The organism is Tsukamurella hominis, from assembly GCF_965137015.1.
Classification (GTDB): domain Bacteria; phylum Actinomycetota; class Actinomycetes; order Mycobacteriales; family Mycobacteriaceae; genus Tsukamurella; species Tsukamurella hominis.
Genome location: NZ_CBCRZG010000022.1, coordinates 38,660 through 58,319, shown reverse-complemented (window position 1 = coordinate 58,319; position 19,660 = coordinate 38,660). Strand labels below are relative to the sequence as shown.

The following is a 19,660-nucleotide window of genomic DNA, read 5'->3' as shown; positions in this document are numbered from 1 at the left end:
GGTCCACCGTGACCACCGAACTGCTCGTCGGTGGGCGGATCTACACGCCCACGTCCACCTCCGCCACCGCGATCGCCGTCGAGAACGGGGTGATCAGCTGGATCGGGGACGACCGGGCGGCGCGGGCTCTGCATCCGGACGCGCAGGTCACCGACCTCGACGGGGCGTTCGTCGCGCCGGCCTTCGTCGACACCCACGTGCACCTCACCGCCACGGGCCTCGCGCTCACAGGCCCCGGCCTCACCGGCGGGTTCGACGCCGTTCGCGCGGCGCTCTCCGGCGCGTCCGGTGACACCGTGATCGCCCGCGGATGGGACGACACCACCTGGGAGCGCCCGCTGCAGCGCACCGACCTCGACGAGCACCGCGTGATCTACGCGGCCCGCATCGACGAGCACTCCGCGCAGGCCAGCACCGCGCTGCGCGCCCTCGTCCCCGGTCTGGAGGGCCTCGCCGGCTTCTCGCCCGACGGTCCCCTCACCGCTGCGGCCCACCACGCCGTCCGCGCCGCCGCCCTCGCGACCCTCACCGATGCGCAGATCACCACCGCCCAGACCGCGGCCCTCGACGCGGCAGCGGCCGCGGGCATCGCCGCCGTCCACGAATGCGGCGGGCCCGACATCGCGGGCGAACGCGACTTCACCCTCCTCGGCGCCCTCACCCACGGGGTGCGCGTGCGCCGCTACTGGGGCGAGGCGGCCCGCGACGCCGACCACGCCCGCGCGCTCGTCTACCGCACCGGCGCCGACGGCCTCGCCGGCGACCTCTTCGTCGACGGCTCGCTGGGCAGCCGAACCGCCCTGCTGCATGCGCCGTACGCGGACGCACCGTCCCACGGCGTGGCGTACCTCGACCAGGAGACCGTGACCGCGCACGTCCTGGCGTGCACCCGGGCCCGGATCCAGGCCGGCTTCCACGCCATCGGCGACGCGGCCATCGCCCGGGTGGTCGCTGCGTTCGAGGCGGCGGTCGACGCCTTCGGCGGGCCCCGGGTCGCCTCCTGCGGGCACCGCGTCGAGCACGCGGAGATGGTCACGCCGGACGAGGCCCGCAAGCTCGGCGACTGGGGCGTGAACGCCTCGATGCAGCCGCGGTTCGACGCGCTGTGGGGAGGACCGGACGGCATGTACTCCCGCCGCCTCGGAGCCGACCGCGCCGCGACCCTCAACGACTTCGCTCTGCTCGCGAAGAACGCCGTGCCGCTGGCCTTCTCGTCGGACTCGCCCGTCACCCCGCTCGACCCGTGGGCCACGCTGCGTGCCGCGGTGCAGCACCACACGCCCGGCAGCGCGATCTCGCCGCGCGCCGCCTTCGCCGCCGCGACCCGCGGCGCCTGGCGGGCCGGGGGAGTCCGCGACGGCGTCGCCGGGACCTTGGTCCCCGGCGCCCCGGCGACCTTCGCGGTCTGGGACGCCGACGAGCTGGTGGTCCGCGCACCGTCGGACGCCGTGCAGCGCTGGTCCACCGACCCCCGCGCCGGCGTCGCGCCGCTGCCCGACCTGGCCCCCGGCGCCCGGCTGCCCCGCTGCCTGCGCACGGTGGTCGACGGCCGGACGGTGTTCGCGGCGTGACACTCCTGGTCCGCGGGGGAGCCGCGCTGCTCGCCGGCGTCGCGTTGTTCTTCGCCTTCCCGCCCGCGGGCCTGTGGTGGCTCGCGCCGATCGGCGTCGCGGCGCTCGTCGCCGTGCTGGCCACCCGCGCGCGCCCGACGCTGCGCGGCGGCTTCGGATACGGCTTCCTCGCCGGGCTCGGGCTGTTCATCCCGCTGCTGAAATGGATCGACTCCATGGTCGGCGCACTCCCGTGGATCGGCCTCGGCATCACCTGCGCCCTCTACTACGGCGCCTTCGGCCTGATCGCGACGCGGGTCGCCCGCGCACCCGGCGGCCCCGTGTGGGTGGCTGCGGCGTTCGCCGTCACCGAGTGGGCGCGCGCCTCCTTCCCCTTCGGCGGCTTCCCGTGGGGCCGGCTCGCCTTCAGCCAGGCCGACGGTCCGCTGCTGGCCCTTGCCCGGTACGTCGGCGCGCCCGGCCTGTCCTTCGCCGTCGCCCTGCTCGGTGCGTGCCTCGCCGCCGCGGGTGTCGCGGCGTACCGTCGCGCGGACCGTCGGACCTACCTGCTGCCGGCGGCCGCGGCGGCCCTCGTCGCGATCGGCGCGGCGGCGGCGTGGCCGGCCGTCGGCGCACTGTCGGCGGGGCGCGAGGTGACCATCGCCGCGATCCAGGGGAACGTGCCGGAGCAGCGCTGGGACGTCGCGACCCAGCGCGAGGCCGTGCTCACCAACCACCTGACCGAGACGCACCGACTCGCGACCGAGGTCCGGGAGGGCCGCCAGAAGCAGCCCGACGTGGTGATCTGGCCGGAGAACTCCTCGGACGTCTCGCCGGAACGCGACCCGGACGTCGCGGCCCGGATCCGCGCGGCGGCCGCCGACGTGGGCGCCCCCATCCTGGTCGGCACCGTGCACTACGACGGCACCGGCCGCTACTACAACAGCATGATCCTCATCGACGCGAGCGGCCCGCGGGAGCGGCACGACAAGGCGATCCTGCAGCCCTTCGGCGAGACGATGCCGATGCGGGACTTCTTCCGCCTGTTCAGCGACTACGTCGACCTCGCGAACGATTTCACCCCGGGCAGCGGGCCGGGCGTGGTGCGCCCGAACGGCGTCCCGCTCGGCGTCGCCACCTGCTACGAGGTGGCCTTCGACCGGGCTCTGCGCGGCTCCGTCGAGAACGGGGCGCAGGTGCTCACCGTGCCCACCAACAACGCCACCTTCGGCCGCACCGGGATGACCTATCAGCAGCTCGGGATGTCCCGGGTCCGGGCCGTCGAGTTGGACCGCGATGTGGTGGTCGCGGCCACCACCGGCGTGAGCGCCCTGGTGCGCCCCGACGGCGAGGTCACCCGGCAGACGAGCATCTGGACCAACGACCATCTCGTGGAGACGATCCGCCTGCGCGACGGCCTCACCCCGGCCGCGCGACTGGGGGATTGGGGCGAGGTGGCACTGCTCGTGGCCACCCTCTGCGGAATCGCGATAGCGATAAGGCACGATGGAGGTCTGTTTCAGCCCCGCCCACGGACCGAGGAACCTGCATGAGTGAGACGTCAGCGCCGTCGTCGAAGACGCTGGTGATCATCCCCACGTACAACGAGCTGGAGAACCTGCCGCTCATCGTGGGCCGGCTGCACCGCGCGCAGCCCGGTGTCGACGTGCTCGTGGTCGACGACAACAGTCCCGACGGGACCGGCGACCTCGCCGACTCGTTGGCGGCCGAGGATCCCCGGATCCACGTGCTGCACCGGGCCGAGAAGAACGGCCTCGGCGGCGCCTACATCGCGGGCTTCAAATGGGCCCTGGAGCGCGACTACCGCGTCATCGTCGAGATGGACGCCGACGGCTCGCACGCCCCGGAGCAGCTCGAGCGGCACCTCGCCGCGATCGACGCCGGCGCCGACCTGGTGATCGGTTCCCGCTACGTCTTCGGCGGCAAGACCGTGAACTGGCCGCTCTCGCGCCAGCTGATCTCCCGCGGCGGCAACGTGTACAGCCAGGTCATGCTGGGCACCCGTATCCGCGACATCACCGGCGGCTACAAGGCCTTCCGCCGCGAGACCCTCGAGGGCCTCGGCCTCGACGAGGTCGAGTCGCTGGGCTACAGCTTCCAGATCGACCTGACCTGGCGCGCCGTGCAGGCCGGCTTCACCGTGGTCGAGGTGCCCATCACCTTCACCGAGCGGGTGATCGGCGACTCGAAGATGAGCGGCTCGATCTTCAAGGAGGCGGCCACCCTGGTGCCGAAGTGGGGCTTCCGCGCCCGCAAGCGCAAGCTGCAGAAGCTGCGCGGCAAGTAGGACCGCAGGAACGCCGAAGGGCCCCGGATCACTCCGGGGCCCTTGGTGTTCGTCGGACGTACCTCGCGTTACTTACCGCGCCGCGCCTTGAGCAGGTCCAGCCGCTCCTTGAGGAGCTCCTCGAGCTCGCCCTCGGACCGCCGCTCGAGCAGCATGTCCCAGTGCGTGCGCGGCGGCTTCGCCTTCTTCTCCTCGGGTGCGACCCCGTCGATCAGGGTGCCCTCGAGCCCGTTCTTGCACAGCCAGGTGCCGGGGATCTCGGCGTCATCCGCGAACGGGACGTCGAACTCCTCACCGTTGTCCGTGCGGTACCGCGCCACCCGGCGCGGAGCGAGGTCGTGGTCCCGATCCGTCTCATAGCTCACCGCGCCCAGGCGGCTGCCCCGTAGAACTCGATCTGCCATGCTTCTCCCAACCTCTCGCCTACGCCGAACATTCCCAGTCTACCCGGTTCATTAGACTGCGGCCCATGACCACCGCTCGCCGTCGCAGGTCCGCCGCGTGTGCGTGGTGCGGACGCGAGGTGGTCTCCGAGGGGCCCGGCCGCACCCGCAAGTACTGCCGCCGGTCGTGCCGGCAGCGCGCGTACGAGGCCCGCAATGCGCTCGCCGGGACCTCCCTGCCGCCGGATTCCGTGGTGCTCACCGCGGACGAGGCCGAATCGGTGGGGGAGCGTATGTTCGAGGTGCGCTGCGCGGCGGAGGACGTTCGCACCGCGATCGCCGAGGGCGCCGGCCAGGACGAACTCGCCGCGCTCGCGGACCGGCTCGTCGAGACCGCGCGCGCCGCCGAACGCCTGCGCTGACCACGCGCCGAACCACGAGAGGGAGTCGATGACCCACGCCCGGACGCGGCTCGCCGCGGTGCTCCTCGCGATCCTGCTGGCCGTCGCGTCCTGCGCATCGGACAAGCCCACCCCCGTGATCTCGCAGGAGGCCGCGCCGCCCGCACCGGCCGCCCTGCCGGCGAACTGGAACGAATCGACGGTGCAGGTGCCCGCCGATGCGGGCGCGGCGACGTACGTCTCGCCGAGCAACCAGCAGCGGCTGCGCGCCGCGCTGATCCTTGCCGGGCCGGACCGCGCCGGCCAGATCGCCGCGCGCGAGCTGTCCGTGATGCTCGCCCAGCACGGCGTGGCCTCGCTCCGCTTCGACGGCGCCCCGTCGGGCAGCCCGAGCTACGCGGCCCTCCTGGACCGGGCCGGGAAGGGCCTCACGGCGCTCGCCGACCGGTCCGGTCTCGGTGACGACCGGCTGCTGGCCGTCGGGCACGGCACGGCAGCGGCCCAGGCGCTCGCTCTGGGCACCGGCGCCACCGGACGCGCTGCCCTGCCGATGGCCCTCGTCGAGCCCGTGCTGCAGGGCCTGCCCGACGGGACGCCGGACCTACTCCGCACCGCGATGACCCTGCCGCCGCAGAAGCACAACATCGTCACCTGCTCGGATGCGGACGTCGCGGTCGACTGCTCCGCCACGCAGGACCTCGCCGACGTGATGACCGGCACCCACGCGAACTATGTGCGGCTGCGCGGCGTGAGCCACGCCCTGCAGGAGGACGCCTCGCGGGACCCGGCACGGTACGGGGGCGACCTGCCCTTCTCCGCCACGCTGTTCCGCTCCCTGGGCTCCTGGGTGGCGATGCAGTGACCCGCGTGCGGCGGGGCGCGCCCGCGCTCGCGGCCGGGGCGGCCGTTGCGTGGTCCAACGCGGTGCTGCCGCGGCTCGCGGACCGGTTCGGCTGGAACCGCGACGCGCGCTCGGCGGCCACGCTCGCCTTCTGCGCCGCCGACGCCGCGCTCGCGCGGTCGAGCGTCCCGACCATCGCCGGCGTCGTGGGCGGGGGCGTGCTCGCGGGAGCGGGCCTGGCACTCGTGCGGCCAGTGCGGCGCGAAACACCGTCGAACCGGGCGAAGTGGGTGCTCGTGGACATTCCGCTCGGCACCGCGCTGCCGGAGGAACTGCTCTTCCGCGGTTCGCTGACGCCGGCGCTGGAGGCGGCGTACGGCCGGCGGGCGGGCGCGGTGGCGGGGCCGCTGGCGTTCGGTCTGTGGCACGTCGGTGCCGCGCACAGTGCTCACGACCCCGTCTTTCCGACAATCGCCGTCACCGCCGGTTTCGGTGCCGCGATGGACGCCCTCGCGCGCCGAACCAGCAGGTGGTGGCCCTGTTTCCTGGTCCACTGGATACTGAACGGAAGCGGTGTGATCCTCAGCTCAGGTTCAGGGATTTCTTCACCTGAGGCACTGGACCCGTAGAATCGTGCGCAAAGCTTGATACCGCAGGAGGAACAACGATGACTGACCGGAATCTCGGTCCCACCGGCGTCAACCGCCGCGGCTTCGCGCGGCTCGGCGCGGGCGCGGCAGCGGCGATCGTCGCCGCCACGGCCTCCGCGGCCGTCGCCGGGGCGGTGCCCACCACCCCGTCGCGTCCGACCACGCCCCGCCCCACGGGTCCGTCGAAGCCGGCCGGTGCCACCGAGACGGGCGAGACCGTCGCGGCCTCGCCCGAGCCGCCCGTCGCCACCAAGACCGGTTGGGTCGCCCTCGCGGACGACAACACCAAGCAGATCACCGTGTGGCACAACGGCGAGGTCGTCAAGACCATGCCGACGTCCTTCGGCACGAACAAGCACCCCACGCCGAACGGCACGTACTACACCATGGAGAAGAAGCGCGACATGTACATGGACTCGTCCACGTACGGCGTCCCGGTCGACTCCCCGGAGGGCTACCGCACCTACGTCGAGTACGCCACGCGCATGTCGTGGAGCGGCATCTTCGTGCACGCCGCCCCGTGGTCCGTGAACCAGCAGGGCGTCTCCAACGTGAGCCACGGCTGCCTCAACGTGAGCACGGCCAACGGCAAGTACTTCTACGACAACTTCCCGATCGGCTCGCCGATCGTGGTACGCAACACCGTCGGCGGGACCTACGTGCCGGGCTCGTAAGACTCTCCGCTGGGCCTCGGCCCGCACGGACCAGAAGAACCCGCCCCCTCCGACGAGGGGGCGGGTTCTTCCGTTGCAGGCTCAGGCGATCAGACGCCGGCCTTCGACGGCGCCGTGACCGTGCCGAACTTCAGCTCGGGGGCGTCGACGCGCGAGCGCTGGTAGTCCAGCGAGTCCAGCACGAAGTTGTGCCGGATCATCCACGGCTGCTCCGTGGCGGCCTTGGGCATCGCGTCGGGCGAGCGCTGCACGTAGCCCGAACTCAGGTCGAGCGCGGGATGCTCGGTGAGCACCTTGCCGCCGACCTGCGGCTCGACGTGCGTGTACCCCTTGACCACCATGTGGTTGAGCAGGCGCGCGATGCCGCGGGCCGAGATGTCGGCGCGCAGCGTCCACGAGTTGTTGGTGTAGCCGATGATGAACGCGAAGTTCGGGACACCCTCGAGCATGTAACCGTTGAAGGCGAACTTGTCGTTGGGCTTGATCGGGGCACCGTCGACGTTGACCTCGACGCCGCCGAAGGCCAGCAGCTGCAGGCCGGTCGCGGTGATCACGATGTCGGCCTCGAGCTCGCGGCCCGAGGTCAGTCGGATCCCCTTCTCGGTGAAGGTCTCGATGGTGTCGGTGACCACCTCGGCCTTGCCGTCCTTGATGGTCTTGAACAGGTCGCCGTTCGGGACGACGCACAGCCGCTGGTCCCACGGCTCGTACTTCGGCTTGAAGTGCACGTCCACGTCGTAGCCCTCGGGCAGCATGGCCTGGTTGAGCTTGCGCAGGAACTTGCGTGAGGTCTTCGGGAACGACCGCGCGAGGACGTACTGGCCGACGTTGATGACGGCGTTCACGTTGCGGGTGATGTTGTGCGCGACGGTGGGCGGGAGCACCTTGGCGCCGAACATCGTCAGCGGGTCGGCGTTCGGGACCGGCAGCACGTAGGTGGGGGAGCGCTGCAGCATGGTGATGTGCTCGACGTCGTCGGCCATCGACGGGATCAGGGTGATGGCGGTGGCGCCGGACCCGATGACCACGACCTTCTTGTCCTTGTAGTCGAGGTCCTCGGGCCAGTGCTGCGGGTGCACGATCTGGCCCTGGAACCGGTCCACGCCGGGGAAGGGCGGCTCGTAGCCGGCCTCGTAGTTGTAGTAGCCGGTGCACGCCACGAGGAACCGCGACTGGTACACGACCTGCTCGCCCTCGCGCTCGGCCGTGACGGTCCACAGGTCGGTGCGCGAGTCGAAGTCGACGGTGCCGACCTTGGTGTTGAAGCTGATGTTCTTGGTGATGCCGAACTTCGCGGCGGCCTCTTCGATGTAGGCCTTGATCTCCGGGCCGCTGGCGAGGCGGTTGGTCCCCTTCCAGGGAAGGAAGGGGTAGCTGAGGCTGAAGATGTCGGAGTCGGAGCGGATGCCGGGGTACTTGAACAGATCCCAGGTGCCGCCCATCTCGGCGCGCTGCTCGAGGACCGCGTAGCTGAAGTGCGGGACCTCGTTCGACACGCGGTAGGCGGTGTCGATGCCGGCGAGACCGGCGCCCACGATGAGCACGTCCTTGTAGATCGCCTCGGGATTGGCCACGGGAGTCTCCTCGTCGAAGTGGTGCCGGTCCCGGCGGTGGCTGCCTACTGAGACCAGTTCAATAACGTTCCCGCCATGCTACAACGCGGTAGCTTCCGGGTCTACGTCTATCACCCCGGCGTCACCCGACGACGAGGTTCTCCCCGTCCCGGCGCACGGGCACCGAAGCCAGCGCCGTTTTCGCGGGGCCGCCCTCGACCGCGCCGGTGGCGCCGTTGAACTTGCTCCCGTGCGCCGGGCATTCGAGGCTGAGCCCGTCCTGCGCCGCGACGGTCGCGCCCTGGTGGGTGCACGCCGCGTCGAAGGCGACGAACGCGCCGTCGGTGGGCTGGGCGACCACGTAGGGCTTCGCGCCCGCGATCACCACGGCGCTCCCGACGGGGACCTGGGCGACGGGGATCCGGGCGCCGCCGCCCGGTGCCGCGCCGCCGGTGGAGGCGTCATTGGTAGGAGTGGAGCCCGACGAGGAGTCGTCGGTCTTCGAGGTCGTTCCACAGGCCACCGCGACGGGCAGGATCGCGATACCGGGAAGGGCCGCGAGTACCGCGCGCCGCGTGGGGCAGAAGGTTGGCTGAGTTGTCTGCATCACGGGGTCCACTCTGCCAGCATTGATGCGTGCTCACCGAGATCGCGGGAATTCCGAGTCATCCGCTGTTGGTCCATGCCGCGGTCGTCCTGTTGCCGCTCGCCGCGCTGGCCCTCGTCGTCGCCGCGTGGTGGCCGGCGGCCCGCACCCGGTTGGGCGTCGGATTGCCCGTGTCGGCGCTGGCCGCGGCGCTGGCGTGCTACCTCGCCAAGGAGTCGGGGGAGAAGCTGGAACAGCGCCCGTCGATGGAGGGCATGCGCGAGCAGATCGCCGGCCACGAGACCCAGGGCACCGCGACGTTCCTGTGGTCGCTGGGGCTGCTCGTCGTGGCGGTCCTGGTGTGGGCCGGGTCCAGCCCCGCGGTCGCCGCACGCGCCTCGGGGGCGACGGTACTCTCCGGTCGCGCTGGGTCCGTCGTGCTGGGCGTCCTGTCGACGGTGGCCGCGGCCGCGTGCATCTGGGGCGTGATCGCCGCCGGGCACTCCGGCGCGTCGATGGTGTGGTCCGGACTCTGAGTCGACCGGCCTCGGCCCGACGGGTCCGAGCTACGCCGGTCCGGTCTGCGTCGCGTGGGCCTGCGTGAGGAACTGGTAGCCCGCGGCGTTCGCCGTGATCCCGGCGCGCTCGTCCTCGGACAGCTCGCGCCGCACCTTGGCGGGCACCCCCGCGACCATCGACCCGGGCGGCACCTCCATCCCTTGCGGGACGAGGGCGTTCGCCGCGATCAGGCTGCCTGCGCCGATCACCGCGCCGTTGAGCACGACGGCGCCCATCCCGATGAGCACGTCGTCGCCGACGGTGCAGCCGTGCACCACGGCGTTGTGGCCGATGGACACGCGCTCGCCGACGGTCAGCGGGAAGCCCGGGTCGGCGTGCATCGCCACCCCGTCCTGGACGTTGCTGTTCTCGCCGATGACGATGGGCGTCGTGTCGCCGCGCACGACGGCGCTGTAGAACACCCCGACGCCCGGCCCGAGCTCCACGTCGCCCACGACGGCGGCGGTCTCGGCCACCCACGCCGTCTCGGCGATGCGGGGCGTCTTGTCTGCGAACCGTGCGATCACTCGCGGCCTCCTCAGGCGATTCCGGTGGTGCCGAGGAGCTTACCCACGGCGTAGGTCACGGCCATCGCGATGAGGCCGCCGATCACGACGCGAGCCGTCGCGCGCCGGACGTCCGCGTCGCCGAGCCGCGCGGAGACGTACCCGGTGAGCGCGAGCCCCACCAGCACCGAGAGCACGATGGCCAGGATCCGCTGCCCCTCGATGAGCGAGGCCAGGATGGGGATGCTCGCGCCCACGCTGAACGAGACGGCGGAGGACAGCGCCGCCGCGACCGGGCTGGTGAGGTTCTCCTCGTCGATGCCGAGCTCGGCGTCGAGGTGCGCCTGCAGCGGGTCGTTCGCCGTGAGCTCCTCGGCGACCAGGCGCGCCGTCGTGGGGGAGAGCCCCTTCTGCCGGTAGATCTGCTCCAGCTCGGCGAACTCGTCGTCGGGCATCTCCTTGAGCTCGGCCTTCTCCTTGGCGATGAGCGCGACCTCGGTGTCGCGCTGCGTGCTCACCGAGACGTACTCGCCGAGCGCCATCGACACCGCGCCCGCGGTCAGGCCCGCGATGCCCGCGGTGAGGATCGCCGAGGACTCGCCGGTGGCCGCGGCCACGCCGATCACGATGCCCGCGGTGGAGATCAGCCCGTCGTTCGCGCCGAGCACGCCCGCCCGTAGCCAGTTGAGACGGTCCCCGATCGCGGCGTGGTGCGGCTCGAATTCGTGTGTGCCTTCACCGATCTGCTCAGCCATGAGAAGGAGTCTAGGTACGTTCGTGGCATGACTGCAGCGCAGATAGGACTTCCCCGTCGGCTCGCGGTCGGAGGGGGCGCACTCGCCGACTCCGGCCGCCTGGTCCGGAACCTCGGCTTCTCCCGACCGGTGGTCGTGACGGACGCCTTCCTCTCCGCGCAGGGCACCGTCGCGCGGCTGGTCGCGGCCCTGACCGACGCGGGCTGCGAGGTCTCCGTCTTCGACCGCACGGTGCCCGACCCGACGACCGACTCGCTCGCGCCCGGCCTCGCCGTGGTCCGCGAGCACGGCGCGGACTGCGTCATCGGACTCGGCGGCGGCAGCCCGCTGGACACGGCGAAGGCCCTCGCGGTGCTCGCCGCGGGCGGCGGCACGATGCGGGACTACAAGGCCCCGACGGTCACCGTCGGGCCGGCGCTCCCGGTGATCGCGATCCCGACGACGGCCGGCAGCGGCAGCGAGGCCACGCAGTTCAGCATCATCACCGACAGCGCGAGCGACGAGAAGATGCTCTGCCCGGGGCCGGCGTTCCTGCCGGTGGCGGCGGTCGTCGACTACGAGCTCACCCTGTCGATGCCCGCGCGGCTCACGGCGGACACCGGCGTCGACGCCCTCACCCACGCGATCGAGGCGTACGTCAGCCGCAAGGCGAATCCGTTCGCCGACGGCTTCGCCCTCACCGCGATCTCGACGATCTCCGCCAACATCCGGGCCGTCTACGCCGACGGTGCCGACCGCCCGGCCCGGGAGGCGATGATGCTCGCCGCCACGCAGGCCGGCGTCGCCTTCTCGAACAGCTCGGTCGCGCTCGTGCACGGCATGAGCCGCCCGATCGGCGCGCACTTCCATGTGGCGCACGGACTGTCGAACGCGATGCTCCTGCCCGCGGTCATGCGCTTCTCGGTCGGCGCGGCACCGTCGCGCTACGCGGACTGCGCCCGCGCGTACGGGCTGTCCGGGGACTCGGACGAGGCACTCGCCCAGGCCCTCGTGGGCGCGATCGAGCAGCTGTGCGCCGACCTCGCTGTACCCACGCCGCGGGCGTACGGCATCGACAAGGCGCGCTGGGACGAGCTCGCGCCGCTGATGGCGGAGCAGGCGCTGGCGTCCGGCTCGCCCGGCAACAACCCGCGCGTGCCCGACGCCGCCGAGATCGTCGCCCTGTACGACGAGGTCTACGGCTAGGCCGCGTCCGCCGCGGGCTCGTCCGCCTCCACCGGGCCGGCCTCCGAGTCGTCCGCGGCGAGCTCCTGAGCGGCTGCCTCGACGGCGGGCTCCTCGGCGGTCGTCGGCTCCGGCGCGACCTCGGTCTCGCCGGCCGGGGGATCGGCGGGCGCGTCGGTCTGAGCGTCAGTGGGGGAGTCGGCGGGCTGATCCCGGGTGGGCGGATCCGCCTGGGGCTGATCCTGATCGGCGTCGTCTTCCTGGGTGAACAGATCCGCCACGGGAATGGCGTCCGGCCGGTCGTCACGATGACGGGCCGTCGACGGCGACGGGGCCGGGGCCGGCACGTCCGGGAGCAGTCCACCGTCGCCGGGTTCCGGCACGGGCACCAGCGTGGAGAGGATCTGGTCGAACTCCTTCGGCACGGCGAATCCGTTGCGGCGCAGCATCCAGCCCCAGGGATTCTCCCCCTTGTCGATCGAGACCCAGGTCGTATTGTCCTCCGTCCACGTCCGCTTGACGGTGCCGTCCGCGTAGGTCTCGACCGTCACGGTGGAGCCGTTGCGGGTCTCGGAGCGGGTGTCGACCGGGCTCTCGGGTGTGGATCCCGGAGTGAAGGGTTCGCCGCTGAGCGGGGAGTAGCGGCCGATGTTCTCCGCGGTGTAAACGGTGCCGTGCATCATGAATCCGGGCACGAGGTAGACCATCGCGACGACCGGGTTCAGTCCCATCGCGCAGCCGATGTCGCCCTTGACGCAGATGCTGACCACTGTCGCGCCGGACGCGCCGTCGTTGCGGACGGGTCCGTTGTGCAGACCGGGAATACCCGCGGGGATCACGCTCCAGGCGCCGGAACGGACGAAGCTCGGGCTGCCCTGCTCGATGAACGTGAGCCTCGCCGAGCCGTCGGAGGGGCGCGGGTGGTCCTTCCCGTACCGCAGGACCGCGAGGCCCACGACGTCGGCGCCCTGGGAGATCGTGTACACCACGACCTCTTCGTTCGGGTCGGCCTTCGCGGCGGTGATCGCATCGACGGTTGCGGCCGCGCCGATGTCGTTGGACTGGGCGTAGGTGTGCTTGAAGTCGCTGCTGAGGGCGAACCCGGGGTAGCCGATGCCGAAGACGGCGGGGTACTGGACGAACACCGGCGCCGGCCCGGTGTAGTCGCCGCCGATCCGGGCCCACTGATCCTTGCCCGTCGGATCGCTGGCCCCGCCGACGACGATGACCGTCTTGGCCGCGACCTGCGCGAGGAAGTCCGCGCCGCCGCCGGTGAGGGCGAGCACGCCCGCGAGCCCTGTACCCGCTGCCGCGAGTGCGATCGGCCGGGGCTTGCGGAGGGCATGCCTCGCTGTCATCAGTTGCTCGCTTTCTCGAAGCAATGACGTGGGTCGTCGGTGCGCTGCTGATTGTGCCCGAAAATCGTTCCGGTGGAAGGATTTCGTCGGATCCCACGGGAGGGCGACAGCGGCCCCGCCGCGCAGCGCGACGGCCGCCGCCCGCTGATCGCGGGCGACGGCCGTGACGACGCCGCTGTCGGCTATGCCAGGAGCTTCTCCATGCGGGCGATCTCCGCCTGCTGGCCGCTCTTGATCTGCTCGGCGAGCTTCCGGTTCTCCGGGTTGACGCCCTTCGCGAGCTCGGTGTCCGCCATGGTGATGGCGCCCCTGTGGTGCGCGATCATCATCGTGAGCCATTCGCGGTCGAACTCGGCGCCGCGCAGGGTGCCGAGCTTCTCCATCTGCGCGGGCGTCATCATCCCGTCCATGGCGTGTTCCATGGTGGCGCTGGGGGCGGGCTTGCCCCACTGCGCGAGCAGTCGGGTGAAGGCGTCCATCTCGGGCTGCTGCGCGCCCTGGACCTCGGCGGCGAGCTCGACGACCTCGGGCCGGGCCCCCTTGCCGTCGACGAGCTTCGCCATCTCGACGGCCTGGGCGTGGTGCGGGTACATCATCGTGGCGAAGTCGACGTCGGCGTCGTTGAACGGCGCGGTGACCGCACTGCTCGACGGGGCCGACGAGCCCATGCTGTGGCCGGCGTGGTCGGCTGCGCCGGTGGCGGCGGTGCTCGACGTGGCGGCCTCGGGCGACGTGCCGGTGGTGCACGCGCCGATCAGGGACGCGCCGACGGCGACGGCGGACAGCATGGTGGCGATACGGATACGTGAAACGGTCATGGTTGTTCCCTCTGCGGGTCTCGGAGTCTTCTGACGGGTCGGCTCAGCGCGCCGCGGCCGGGGCCGCGCGCGGGCGTCGATCAGACTCGGAGAACGCAGAGTTGGGCGAGGTCGAAGACCGTCCAGGACGGCGGACCGCGCGCGACGGCGGCGTGATCCGCCGGGGTGGTGCGGGCGGCACCGTCGGCGAGGGGGAGGACCGCGACGAGCGGCGGCGCGCCGACGGTCTTGTGCACGACGACGGTGCCGGCGCAGTCGTGCGACTCGTGGTCGTGGACCGCATCGACGGTCTGCTTCTGCACCGAGGTGCCGTGATCGGCCCGGTCCATCGTGGTGCGCTCGGCCGCGGCATCGCGGGGCGCCCCGTGGTGGGTCGTCGACGCGGCCGCGGTGGGCATCGACATCGGCGGCATGCCGAGATGCATCAGAACGACGGCGAGCGCGAGGAGCACGGCCGTGGTGGCCGCCGTCCATCCGCTCCGCATCGTCCGCACGCCCGAATGATACCCCAGTGGGGTATTGGTCAGCGCTCCCGGAGTCGGACCTCGGCGAGGAGCTCGCGGGCGGCGGCGCGGGCGGCCGACGCATCGCCGGCGGCCACGGCGTCGATGACCGCGATGTGCGCGCACTCGTACGAGGTGGCGAAGCCGACGGGGAACTCCTGGAGGTGCTCCTGCAGGACGGGCACCAGCGAGTCGTAGAACTCGAGGTAGATCGCGTTGTGGCTGGCGGCGACCACGCCGCGGTGCATGGCGAGATCCGCCGCGATGGCCTCCCGCTCGGCTCCGGATGCGACCTGCTCGGGCGCCCAGAGCCGATTCCGGGCCTCCAGGAGGCGGCGCAGCTCGGCGACGTCGTCGTCGTCGCGGCGCTCCGCGGCGAGCCCGGCGGCGGTCACCTCGAGCGCCTCGCGCAGCTCCAGCAGGTCGGTGTCGCGCGCGGCGGAGAAGTAGTCGCCCAACGTGGAGGTGGCGCAAGCGGAGAGGACGTACGTGCCCGATCCCTGCCGGCGCTCGAGCATGCCGGCGTGCACGAGCGCCTGCACCGCCTCGCGGACAGTATTGCGCGCGGTGCCAGTGAGCTCACGCAGCTCGGTCTCGGTGGGTATGCGGCCACCCACGGGCCATCGTCCGCTGGCGATCTCGCCGCGGAGCTGCTCTGTGACCTGCGCTATCAAGGTCTGCCTACGTACGGGTTGCATCACAGTCATCCTATCCGGACGGAAACCGTCTTGCCGTCATACATCCATTCATCCTATGATTCGTGTCGACTGTAAGGAGGGCGAATGACCAGCATCGCGACCGAGCCGCAGGAGGCCGATCAGACCATGGTGCGATCCGTGAAGCAGGGGCGGCTGCTCGTACTGCTGGCGATCGTGCTGTTCGCGCTCACCCTGCGTACCGCGGTCACGTCCCTGACGCCGCTCCTGGCGCAGATCAGCGAGGACCTGCACTTCGGCGCGACGATCATCGGCGTCTTCGGCATGCTGCCCACGGCCATGTTCGCCGCAGCGGGGATCGTCACGCCGTTCCTGACGAGCCGGATCGGCCTGGAGCGCACAACGCTGGTGGCCGTCGCCGCGACCGCGATCGGCATCGGCGTGCGCTCGCTGATGGGCGGCACCCTCGGGTTGTTGGCCTTCTCGTGCCTCGCTCTGATCGGCATGGGCGTCGGAAACGTGGTGCTGCCACCGCTGGTCAAGCGCTACTTCTCGGACAACGTCGCCGTGCTCAGCACCGCGTACCTCACCTGCGTCCAGCTGGGCACCATGGTCCCCGCGCTCGCCGCGGTCCCGGTCGCGGACGCCTACGGCTGGCGTGTGTCCCTCGCGGTCTGGGCGATCATCCCGATCGCCGCGTTCCTGCCCTGGCTCGGCATCGTCCTGGCCCGGCGCGGCCACGACGTGGAGGACGTGACGGGGGAGGCACCGTCGGAGCCCACGGGCCGGATCTGGCGCTCCCCGCTGGCCTGGGGCGCGGCCGCGATGTTCGGCATGACCTCGCTGAACACCTACGCGATGTTCACCTGGATCCCGAAGATCCTCTCGGACTCCGGCGGCAGTGCTGCGCTCGGCGGCAACATGGTCGCGCTGTTCTCCGGCGTCGGCTTCCTGGCGACGCTGATCGTGCCCGGCCTCTGCACCCGGATGGTGAACCCGTTCCCGCTGGTGACCGTGTTCCTCGGCTGCTTCGTCGTGGGCTTCCTGGGCCTGCTGTTCGCGCCGATGACCTTGACCTGGGTCTGGGTGATCGCGCTGGGGCTCGGCCCGACGACCTTCCCGATGGCCCTGACGCTGGTCAACCTGCGCACCCGCACGGGCGCCGGATCGGCCGCACTGTCCGGCTTCATGCAGGGCGTGGGCTACCTCGCGGCGTGCGCCGGCCCGCTGGGCTTCGGCCTGCTGCACGAGGCGACGCACGGCTGGACCGCGCCGTTCCTGATGCTGTTCGCCTGCCTCGCGGTGCTCGGCGTCGGCGCCTACCAGGCGTGCAAGCCGCGCATGCTCGAGGACACCTGGAACTGATTTAGAACTTGCTGCTCCAGTAGTCCCAGAACTGCACCGCGATCAGCGTGAGCACGACGATGTACCAGAGCAGCACCAGGGCGGCGAGCCCCTGCTTGACCTGCTGCGTGGCCTTCGGCCCGAGAGCGGCGGCTACGGCGGTCGCGAGCACGATGGGCATGATCGTCCAGACGAGCATGCACCACAGGCACAGCGCGTGGATCACGAACAGGCTCGAGTAGATCAGGAAGACCACCAGGGCGAGGCCGGCGGCGGCGCCGATCGCGAGCCCCGTCCAGAACCAGCGGGGGAGTTCCACGCCGCCCACGGCGAGCACGCCCGCGACGATCACCACCGAGAAGGCCGCGATGCCGATCAGGGGGTTGGGGAAGCCGAACACCGATCCCTGCCAGGACTGCATGACCGAGCCGCACGAGATCGTCGGATCGAAGCTGCATCCGGGCACGAAGTTCGGGTCCTCGAGCAGTTTGATCTTGTCGATCGTCAGCATCGCCGAGGCCAGCAGCCCCAGCACGCCGGTCACGAGCAGCAGGATTCCGGTGGTGCGACGGTTCTCGGTGGCCGGTACGGCGGTCTCGATGGTGGACACGCCAGCGATCGTATGCGAACGTGCTGTGGACTCGCTGTCAGCCGGCGGCCGATGGGGACATCACGCCCCGACGTACGCGGCCAGATGCTCCCCGGTCAGGGACGAACGTCCCGCCACCAGGTCCGACGGGGTCCCCTCGAAGACGACCCGGCCACCGTCGTGCCCGGCACCCGGGCCGATGTCGATGATCCAGTCGCCGTGCGCCATCACCGCCTGGTGGTGCTCGATGACGATGACCGACTTGCCCCCGTCGACGAGGCGGTCGAGCAACCCGAGGAGCTGCTCGACGTCGGCCAGATGCAGGCCCGTGGTCGGCTCGTCGAGCACGAGGACGCCGCCCTTGTCGCCCATGTGCGTGGCGAGCTTGAGCCGCTGGCGCTCGCCGCCCGACAGCGTGGTGAGCGGCTGACCGAGTCCGACGTACCCCAGGCCCACGTCGTCGAGGTGGCCGAGGATCTTGTGCGCGGCCGGGATCTTCGCCTCGCCGGCGCCGAAGAACTCGAGCGCCTCCGCGACGGGCATGCTGAGCACCTCGCTGATGTTCTTCCCGCCGAAGTGGTACTCGAGCACCGCCGCCTGGAAGCGGCGGCCCTCGCACTCCTCGCAGGTGGTGGAGACACCGGCCATGATGCCGAGGTCGGTGTAGATGACGCCCGCGCCGTTGCAGGCGGGGCAGGCGCCCTCGGAGTTGGCGCTGAACAGCGCGGGCTTGACGCCGTTGGCCTTGGCGAAGGCCTTGCGAATGTGGTCGAGCAGGCCGGTGTAGGTGGCCGGGTTACTGCGCCGACTGCCCTTGATCGGCGTCTGGTCGACGGTGACGACGCCCTCCCGCGGGCTGATCGAGCCGTGGATCAGCGAGCTCTTGCCCGATCCCGCGACGCCGGTGACCACGACGAGCACGCCGAGCGGGACGTCGACGTCGACCTCCTGCAGGTTGTGCTCGGTCGCGCCCCGCACCTCGAGCACGCCCGACGGTGCCCGGACCTCGTCCTTGAGGCGGGCCCGGTCGTCGAGGTGGCGCCCGGTGAGCGTGCCGGCCGCGCGGAGGCCGTCGACGGTGCCCTCGAAGACGATCTCGCCGCCGGCGGTGCCGGCCTTGGGTCCGAGGTCGACGACGTGGTCGGCGATGGCGATGGCCTCGGGCTTGTGCTCGACGACGAGGACGGTGTTGCCCTTGTCGCGCAGCCGCAGCAGCAGGCCGTTCATGCGCGCGATGTCGTGCGGATGCAGGCCGATGGTGGGCTCGTCGAAGACGTAGGTGATGTCGGTCAGCGAGCTGTTGAGGTGCCGGATCATCTTGGTGCGTTGCGCCTCGCCGCCCGAGAGCGTGCCCGCGGGGCGGTCCAGGGAGAGGTATCCGAGCCCGATCTCGACGAAGGAGTCGAGGGTCTGCTGGAGGTTCTCGAGCAGCGGCGCCACCGAGGGATCGTCGACGGTACGGATCCACTCGGCGAGCTCGTTGATCTGCATCGCGCAGCAGTCGGCGATGGACGTGCCGCCGATCTTCGAGGACCGCGCGAGCTCCGAGAGCCGCGTACCGTCGCACTCAGGACAGGTGCTGAACGCGACGGCGCGCTCGACGAAGGCACGGATGTGCGGCTGCATCGCCTCGACGTCCTTGGACAGGAACGACTTCTGGATCTTGGGGATGATGCCCTCGTAGGTGAGGTTGATCCCCTCGACCTTGATCTTGGTGGGCTCCTTGTAGAGGAGGTCGTTCAGCTCGCGCTTGCTGTACTTCGCGATGGGCTTGGCCGTGTCGAAGAAGCCGCTGCCGCGGTAGATGCGGCCCTGCCAGCCGTCCATGCTGTAGCCGGGAATGGTGAACGGGCCGTCGTCGAGCGACTTGCTGTCGTCGTAGAGGGCGGTGAGGTCGATGTCGGTCACGCTGCCCCGGCCCTCGCACCGCGGGCACATGCCGCCCGTGATGCTGAAGCTGACCTTCTCCTTGACCTCCCGGCCGCCCTTGTCGTGCTTGACGGCGCCGGCGCCGCTGACCGAGGCGACGTTGAAGGAGTAGGCCTGCGGGGAGCCGATGTGCGGGTCACCGAGCCGGCTGAACAGGATCCGCAACATGGCGTTGGCGTCGGTGGCGGTGCCCACCGTGGAGCGCGGGTCGGATCCCATCCGCTCCTGGCCCACGATGATCGCGGTGGTCAACCCGTCGAGGACGTCCACATCGGGCCGGGCGAGCGTCGGCATGAAGCCCTGCACGAAGGCGCTGTACGTCTCGTTGATCAGTCGCTGCGACTCCGCGGCGATGGTGCCGAAGACGAGCGAGCTCTTGCCGGACCCGGAGACGCCCGTGAACACCGTCAGCCGGCGCTTGGGGAGCTCGATGCTGACGTCCTTGAGATTGTTCTCGCGCGCCCCGTGGACGCGGATCCTCTCGTGGCTGTCGGCGGCGTGCGGGACGGACTGCGGCATGAACGCTCCTGATGA

At 71.2% G+C, this 19,660-nt stretch carries 21 protein-coding genes; 10 read left to right on the top strand and 11 right to left on the bottom strand.

Annotated features, from left to right (window positions below):
- The first annotated feature begins 8 nt into the window (after nucleotides 1–8).
- From ACM9LD_RS21025 to ACM9LD_RS21015, 3 genes are read left to right on the top strand one after another with little or no spacing between them, the layout of a single operon-like run.
- The gene (locus ACM9LD_RS21025; RefSeq protein ID WP_415678482.1) at nucleotides 9–1,571 is read left to right on the top strand and encodes an amidohydrolase; all 1,563 of its coding nucleotides are present in this window, start codon (nucleotides 9–11) and stop codon (nucleotides 1,569–1,571) included.
- Complete coding sequence (gene lnt, locus ACM9LD_RS21020) at nucleotides 1,568–3,103, top strand: apolipoprotein N-acyltransferase (protein ID WP_415678481.1); 1,536 nt, start codon at nucleotides 1,568–1,570, stop codon at nucleotides 3,101–3,103. Before ACM9LD_RS21025 ends, lnt begins: the two co-directional genes overlap by 4 nt.
- The gene (locus tag ACM9LD_RS21015; RefSeq protein WP_415678480.1) at nucleotides 3,100–3,858 is read left to right on the top strand and encodes a polyprenol monophosphomannose synthase; all 759 of its coding nucleotides are present in this window, start codon (nucleotides 3,100–3,102) and stop codon (nucleotides 3,856–3,858) included. The genes lnt and ACM9LD_RS21015 overlap by 4 nt, the downstream gene beginning before the upstream one ends.
- Before the next feature lie 68 nt (nucleotides 3,859–3,926).
- On the opposite strand, the gene ACM9LD_RS21010 is transcribed toward ACM9LD_RS21015, so the two are convergent.
- Nucleotides 3,927–4,262, bottom strand: coding sequence for an RNA polymerase-binding protein RbpA (locus ACM9LD_RS21010; RefSeq protein ID WP_068525672.1), 336 nt, complete (start codon nucleotides 4,260–4,262; stop codon nucleotides 3,927–3,929).
- A gap of 65 nt (nucleotides 4,263–4,327) precedes the next feature.
- Here ACM9LD_RS21010 and ACM9LD_RS21005 point away from each other — a divergent pair, with 65 nt between their 5' ends.
- From ACM9LD_RS21005 to ACM9LD_RS20990, 4 genes are read left to right on the top strand one after another with little or no spacing between them, the layout of a single operon-like run.
- Nucleotides 4,328–4,663, top strand: coding sequence for a hypothetical protein (locus tag ACM9LD_RS21005; RefSeq protein WP_415678479.1), 336 nt, complete (start codon nucleotides 4,328–4,330; stop codon nucleotides 4,661–4,663).
- Nucleotides 4,664–4,691: 28 nt separating this feature from the next.
- Complete coding sequence (locus ACM9LD_RS21000; protein ID WP_415678478.1) at nucleotides 4,692–5,504, top strand: alpha/beta fold hydrolase; 813 nt, start codon at nucleotides 4,692–4,694, stop codon at nucleotides 5,502–5,504.
- Nucleotides 5,501–6,112, top strand: a complete 612-nt coding sequence (locus tag ACM9LD_RS20995) for a CPBP family intramembrane glutamic endopeptidase (protein ID WP_415678477.1) — start codon at nucleotides 5,501–5,503, stop codon at nucleotides 6,110–6,112. The genes ACM9LD_RS21000 and ACM9LD_RS20995 overlap by 4 nt, the downstream gene beginning before the upstream one ends.
- Before the next feature lie 38 nt (nucleotides 6,113–6,150).
- The gene (locus ACM9LD_RS20990; protein ID WP_415678476.1) at nucleotides 6,151–6,807 is read left to right on the top strand and encodes a L,D-transpeptidase; all 657 of its coding nucleotides are present in this window, start codon (nucleotides 6,151–6,153) and stop codon (nucleotides 6,805–6,807) included.
- A gap of 89 nt (nucleotides 6,808–6,896) precedes the next feature.
- Here ACM9LD_RS20990 and ACM9LD_RS20985 read toward each other — a convergent pair whose 3' ends face one another.
- Nucleotides 6,897–8,381, bottom strand: coding sequence for a flavin-containing monooxygenase (locus ACM9LD_RS20985; protein WP_415678475.1), 1,485 nt, complete (start codon nucleotides 8,379–8,381; stop codon nucleotides 6,897–6,899).
- Between the two features lie 121 nt (nucleotides 8,382–8,502).
- Complete coding sequence (locus ACM9LD_RS20980; RefSeq protein ID WP_415678491.1) at nucleotides 8,503–8,967, bottom strand: Rieske (2Fe-2S) protein; 465 nt, start codon at nucleotides 8,965–8,967, stop codon at nucleotides 8,503–8,505.
- A gap of 29 nt (nucleotides 8,968–8,996) precedes the next feature.
- On the opposite strand from ACM9LD_RS20980, the gene ACM9LD_RS20975 reads away from it, so the two are divergent.
- The gene (locus ACM9LD_RS20975; protein ID WP_415678474.1) at nucleotides 8,997–9,482 is read left to right on the top strand and encodes a hypothetical protein; all 486 of its coding nucleotides are present in this window, start codon (nucleotides 8,997–8,999) and stop codon (nucleotides 9,480–9,482) included.
- 30 nt (nucleotides 9,483–9,512) lie between these two features.
- On the opposite strand, the gene ACM9LD_RS20970 is transcribed toward ACM9LD_RS20975, so the two are convergent.
- Complete coding sequence (locus ACM9LD_RS20970) at nucleotides 9,513–10,031, bottom strand: gamma carbonic anhydrase family protein (RefSeq protein ID WP_415678473.1); 519 nt, start codon at nucleotides 10,029–10,031, stop codon at nucleotides 9,513–9,515.
- 11 nt (nucleotides 10,032–10,042) lie between these two features.
- Nucleotides 10,043–10,765 (bottom strand): VIT1/CCC1 transporter family protein, encoded by a 723-nt coding sequence (locus ACM9LD_RS20965; RefSeq protein ID WP_336670251.1) that lies wholly within the window; start codon nucleotides 10,763–10,765, stop codon nucleotides 10,043–10,045.
- A 27-nt stretch (nucleotides 10,766–10,792) separates the two neighbouring features.
- On the opposite strand from ACM9LD_RS20965, the gene ACM9LD_RS20960 reads away from it, so the two are divergent.
- Complete coding sequence (locus ACM9LD_RS20960) at nucleotides 10,793–11,950, top strand: iron-containing alcohol dehydrogenase (protein ID WP_415678472.1); 1,158 nt, start codon at nucleotides 10,793–10,795, stop codon at nucleotides 11,948–11,950.
- On the opposite strand, the gene ACM9LD_RS20955 is transcribed toward ACM9LD_RS20960, so the two are convergent.
- From ACM9LD_RS20955 to ACM9LD_RS20940, 4 genes are all read right to left on the bottom strand, one after another.
- Nucleotides 11,947–13,287: a hypothetical protein gene (locus ACM9LD_RS20955; RefSeq protein WP_415678471.1), complete on the bottom strand. Its 1,341-nt coding sequence runs from the start codon at nucleotides 13,285–13,287 to the stop codon at nucleotides 11,947–11,949. The two genes, ACM9LD_RS20960 and ACM9LD_RS20955, sit on opposite strands and share 4 nt — an antisense overlap.
- Before the next feature lie 182 nt (nucleotides 13,288–13,469).
- Complete coding sequence (locus ACM9LD_RS20950; RefSeq protein WP_415678470.1) at nucleotides 13,470–14,105, bottom strand: DUF305 domain-containing protein; 636 nt, start codon at nucleotides 14,103–14,105, stop codon at nucleotides 13,470–13,472.
- A gap of 80 nt (nucleotides 14,106–14,185) precedes the next feature.
- Nucleotides 14,186–14,599, bottom strand: coding sequence for a DUF6153 family protein (locus tag ACM9LD_RS20945; RefSeq protein ID WP_415678469.1), 414 nt, complete (start codon nucleotides 14,597–14,599; stop codon nucleotides 14,186–14,188).
- A 29-nt stretch (nucleotides 14,600–14,628) separates the two neighbouring features.
- Complete coding sequence (locus ACM9LD_RS20940; RefSeq protein WP_415678468.1) at nucleotides 14,629–15,306, bottom strand: FadR/GntR family transcriptional regulator; 678 nt, start codon at nucleotides 15,304–15,306, stop codon at nucleotides 14,629–14,631.
- 84 nt (nucleotides 15,307–15,390) lie between these two features.
- Between ACM9LD_RS20940 and ACM9LD_RS20935 the strand changes: the two genes are divergently transcribed.
- Nucleotides 15,391–16,629: a CynX/NimT family MFS transporter gene (locus ACM9LD_RS20935; RefSeq protein WP_415678467.1), complete on the top strand. Its 1,239-nt coding sequence runs from the start codon at nucleotides 15,391–15,393 to the stop codon at nucleotides 16,627–16,629.
- 1 nt (nucleotide 16,630) lies between these two features.
- On the opposite strand, the gene ACM9LD_RS20930 is transcribed toward ACM9LD_RS20935, so the two are convergent.
- Nucleotides 16,631–17,218, bottom strand: a complete 588-nt coding sequence (locus tag ACM9LD_RS20930; RefSeq protein ID WP_415678466.1) for a vitamin K epoxide reductase family protein — start codon at nucleotides 17,216–17,218, stop codon at nucleotides 16,631–16,633.
- Between the two features lie 60 nt (nucleotides 17,219–17,278).
- On the bottom strand, nucleotides 17,279–19,645 hold the full coding sequence (locus ACM9LD_RS20925) for an ATP-binding cassette domain-containing protein (protein WP_415678465.1): 2,367 nt from the start codon (nucleotides 19,643–19,645) through the stop codon (nucleotides 17,279–17,281).
- Between the last annotated feature and the right edge of the window lie 15 nt (nucleotides 19,646–19,660).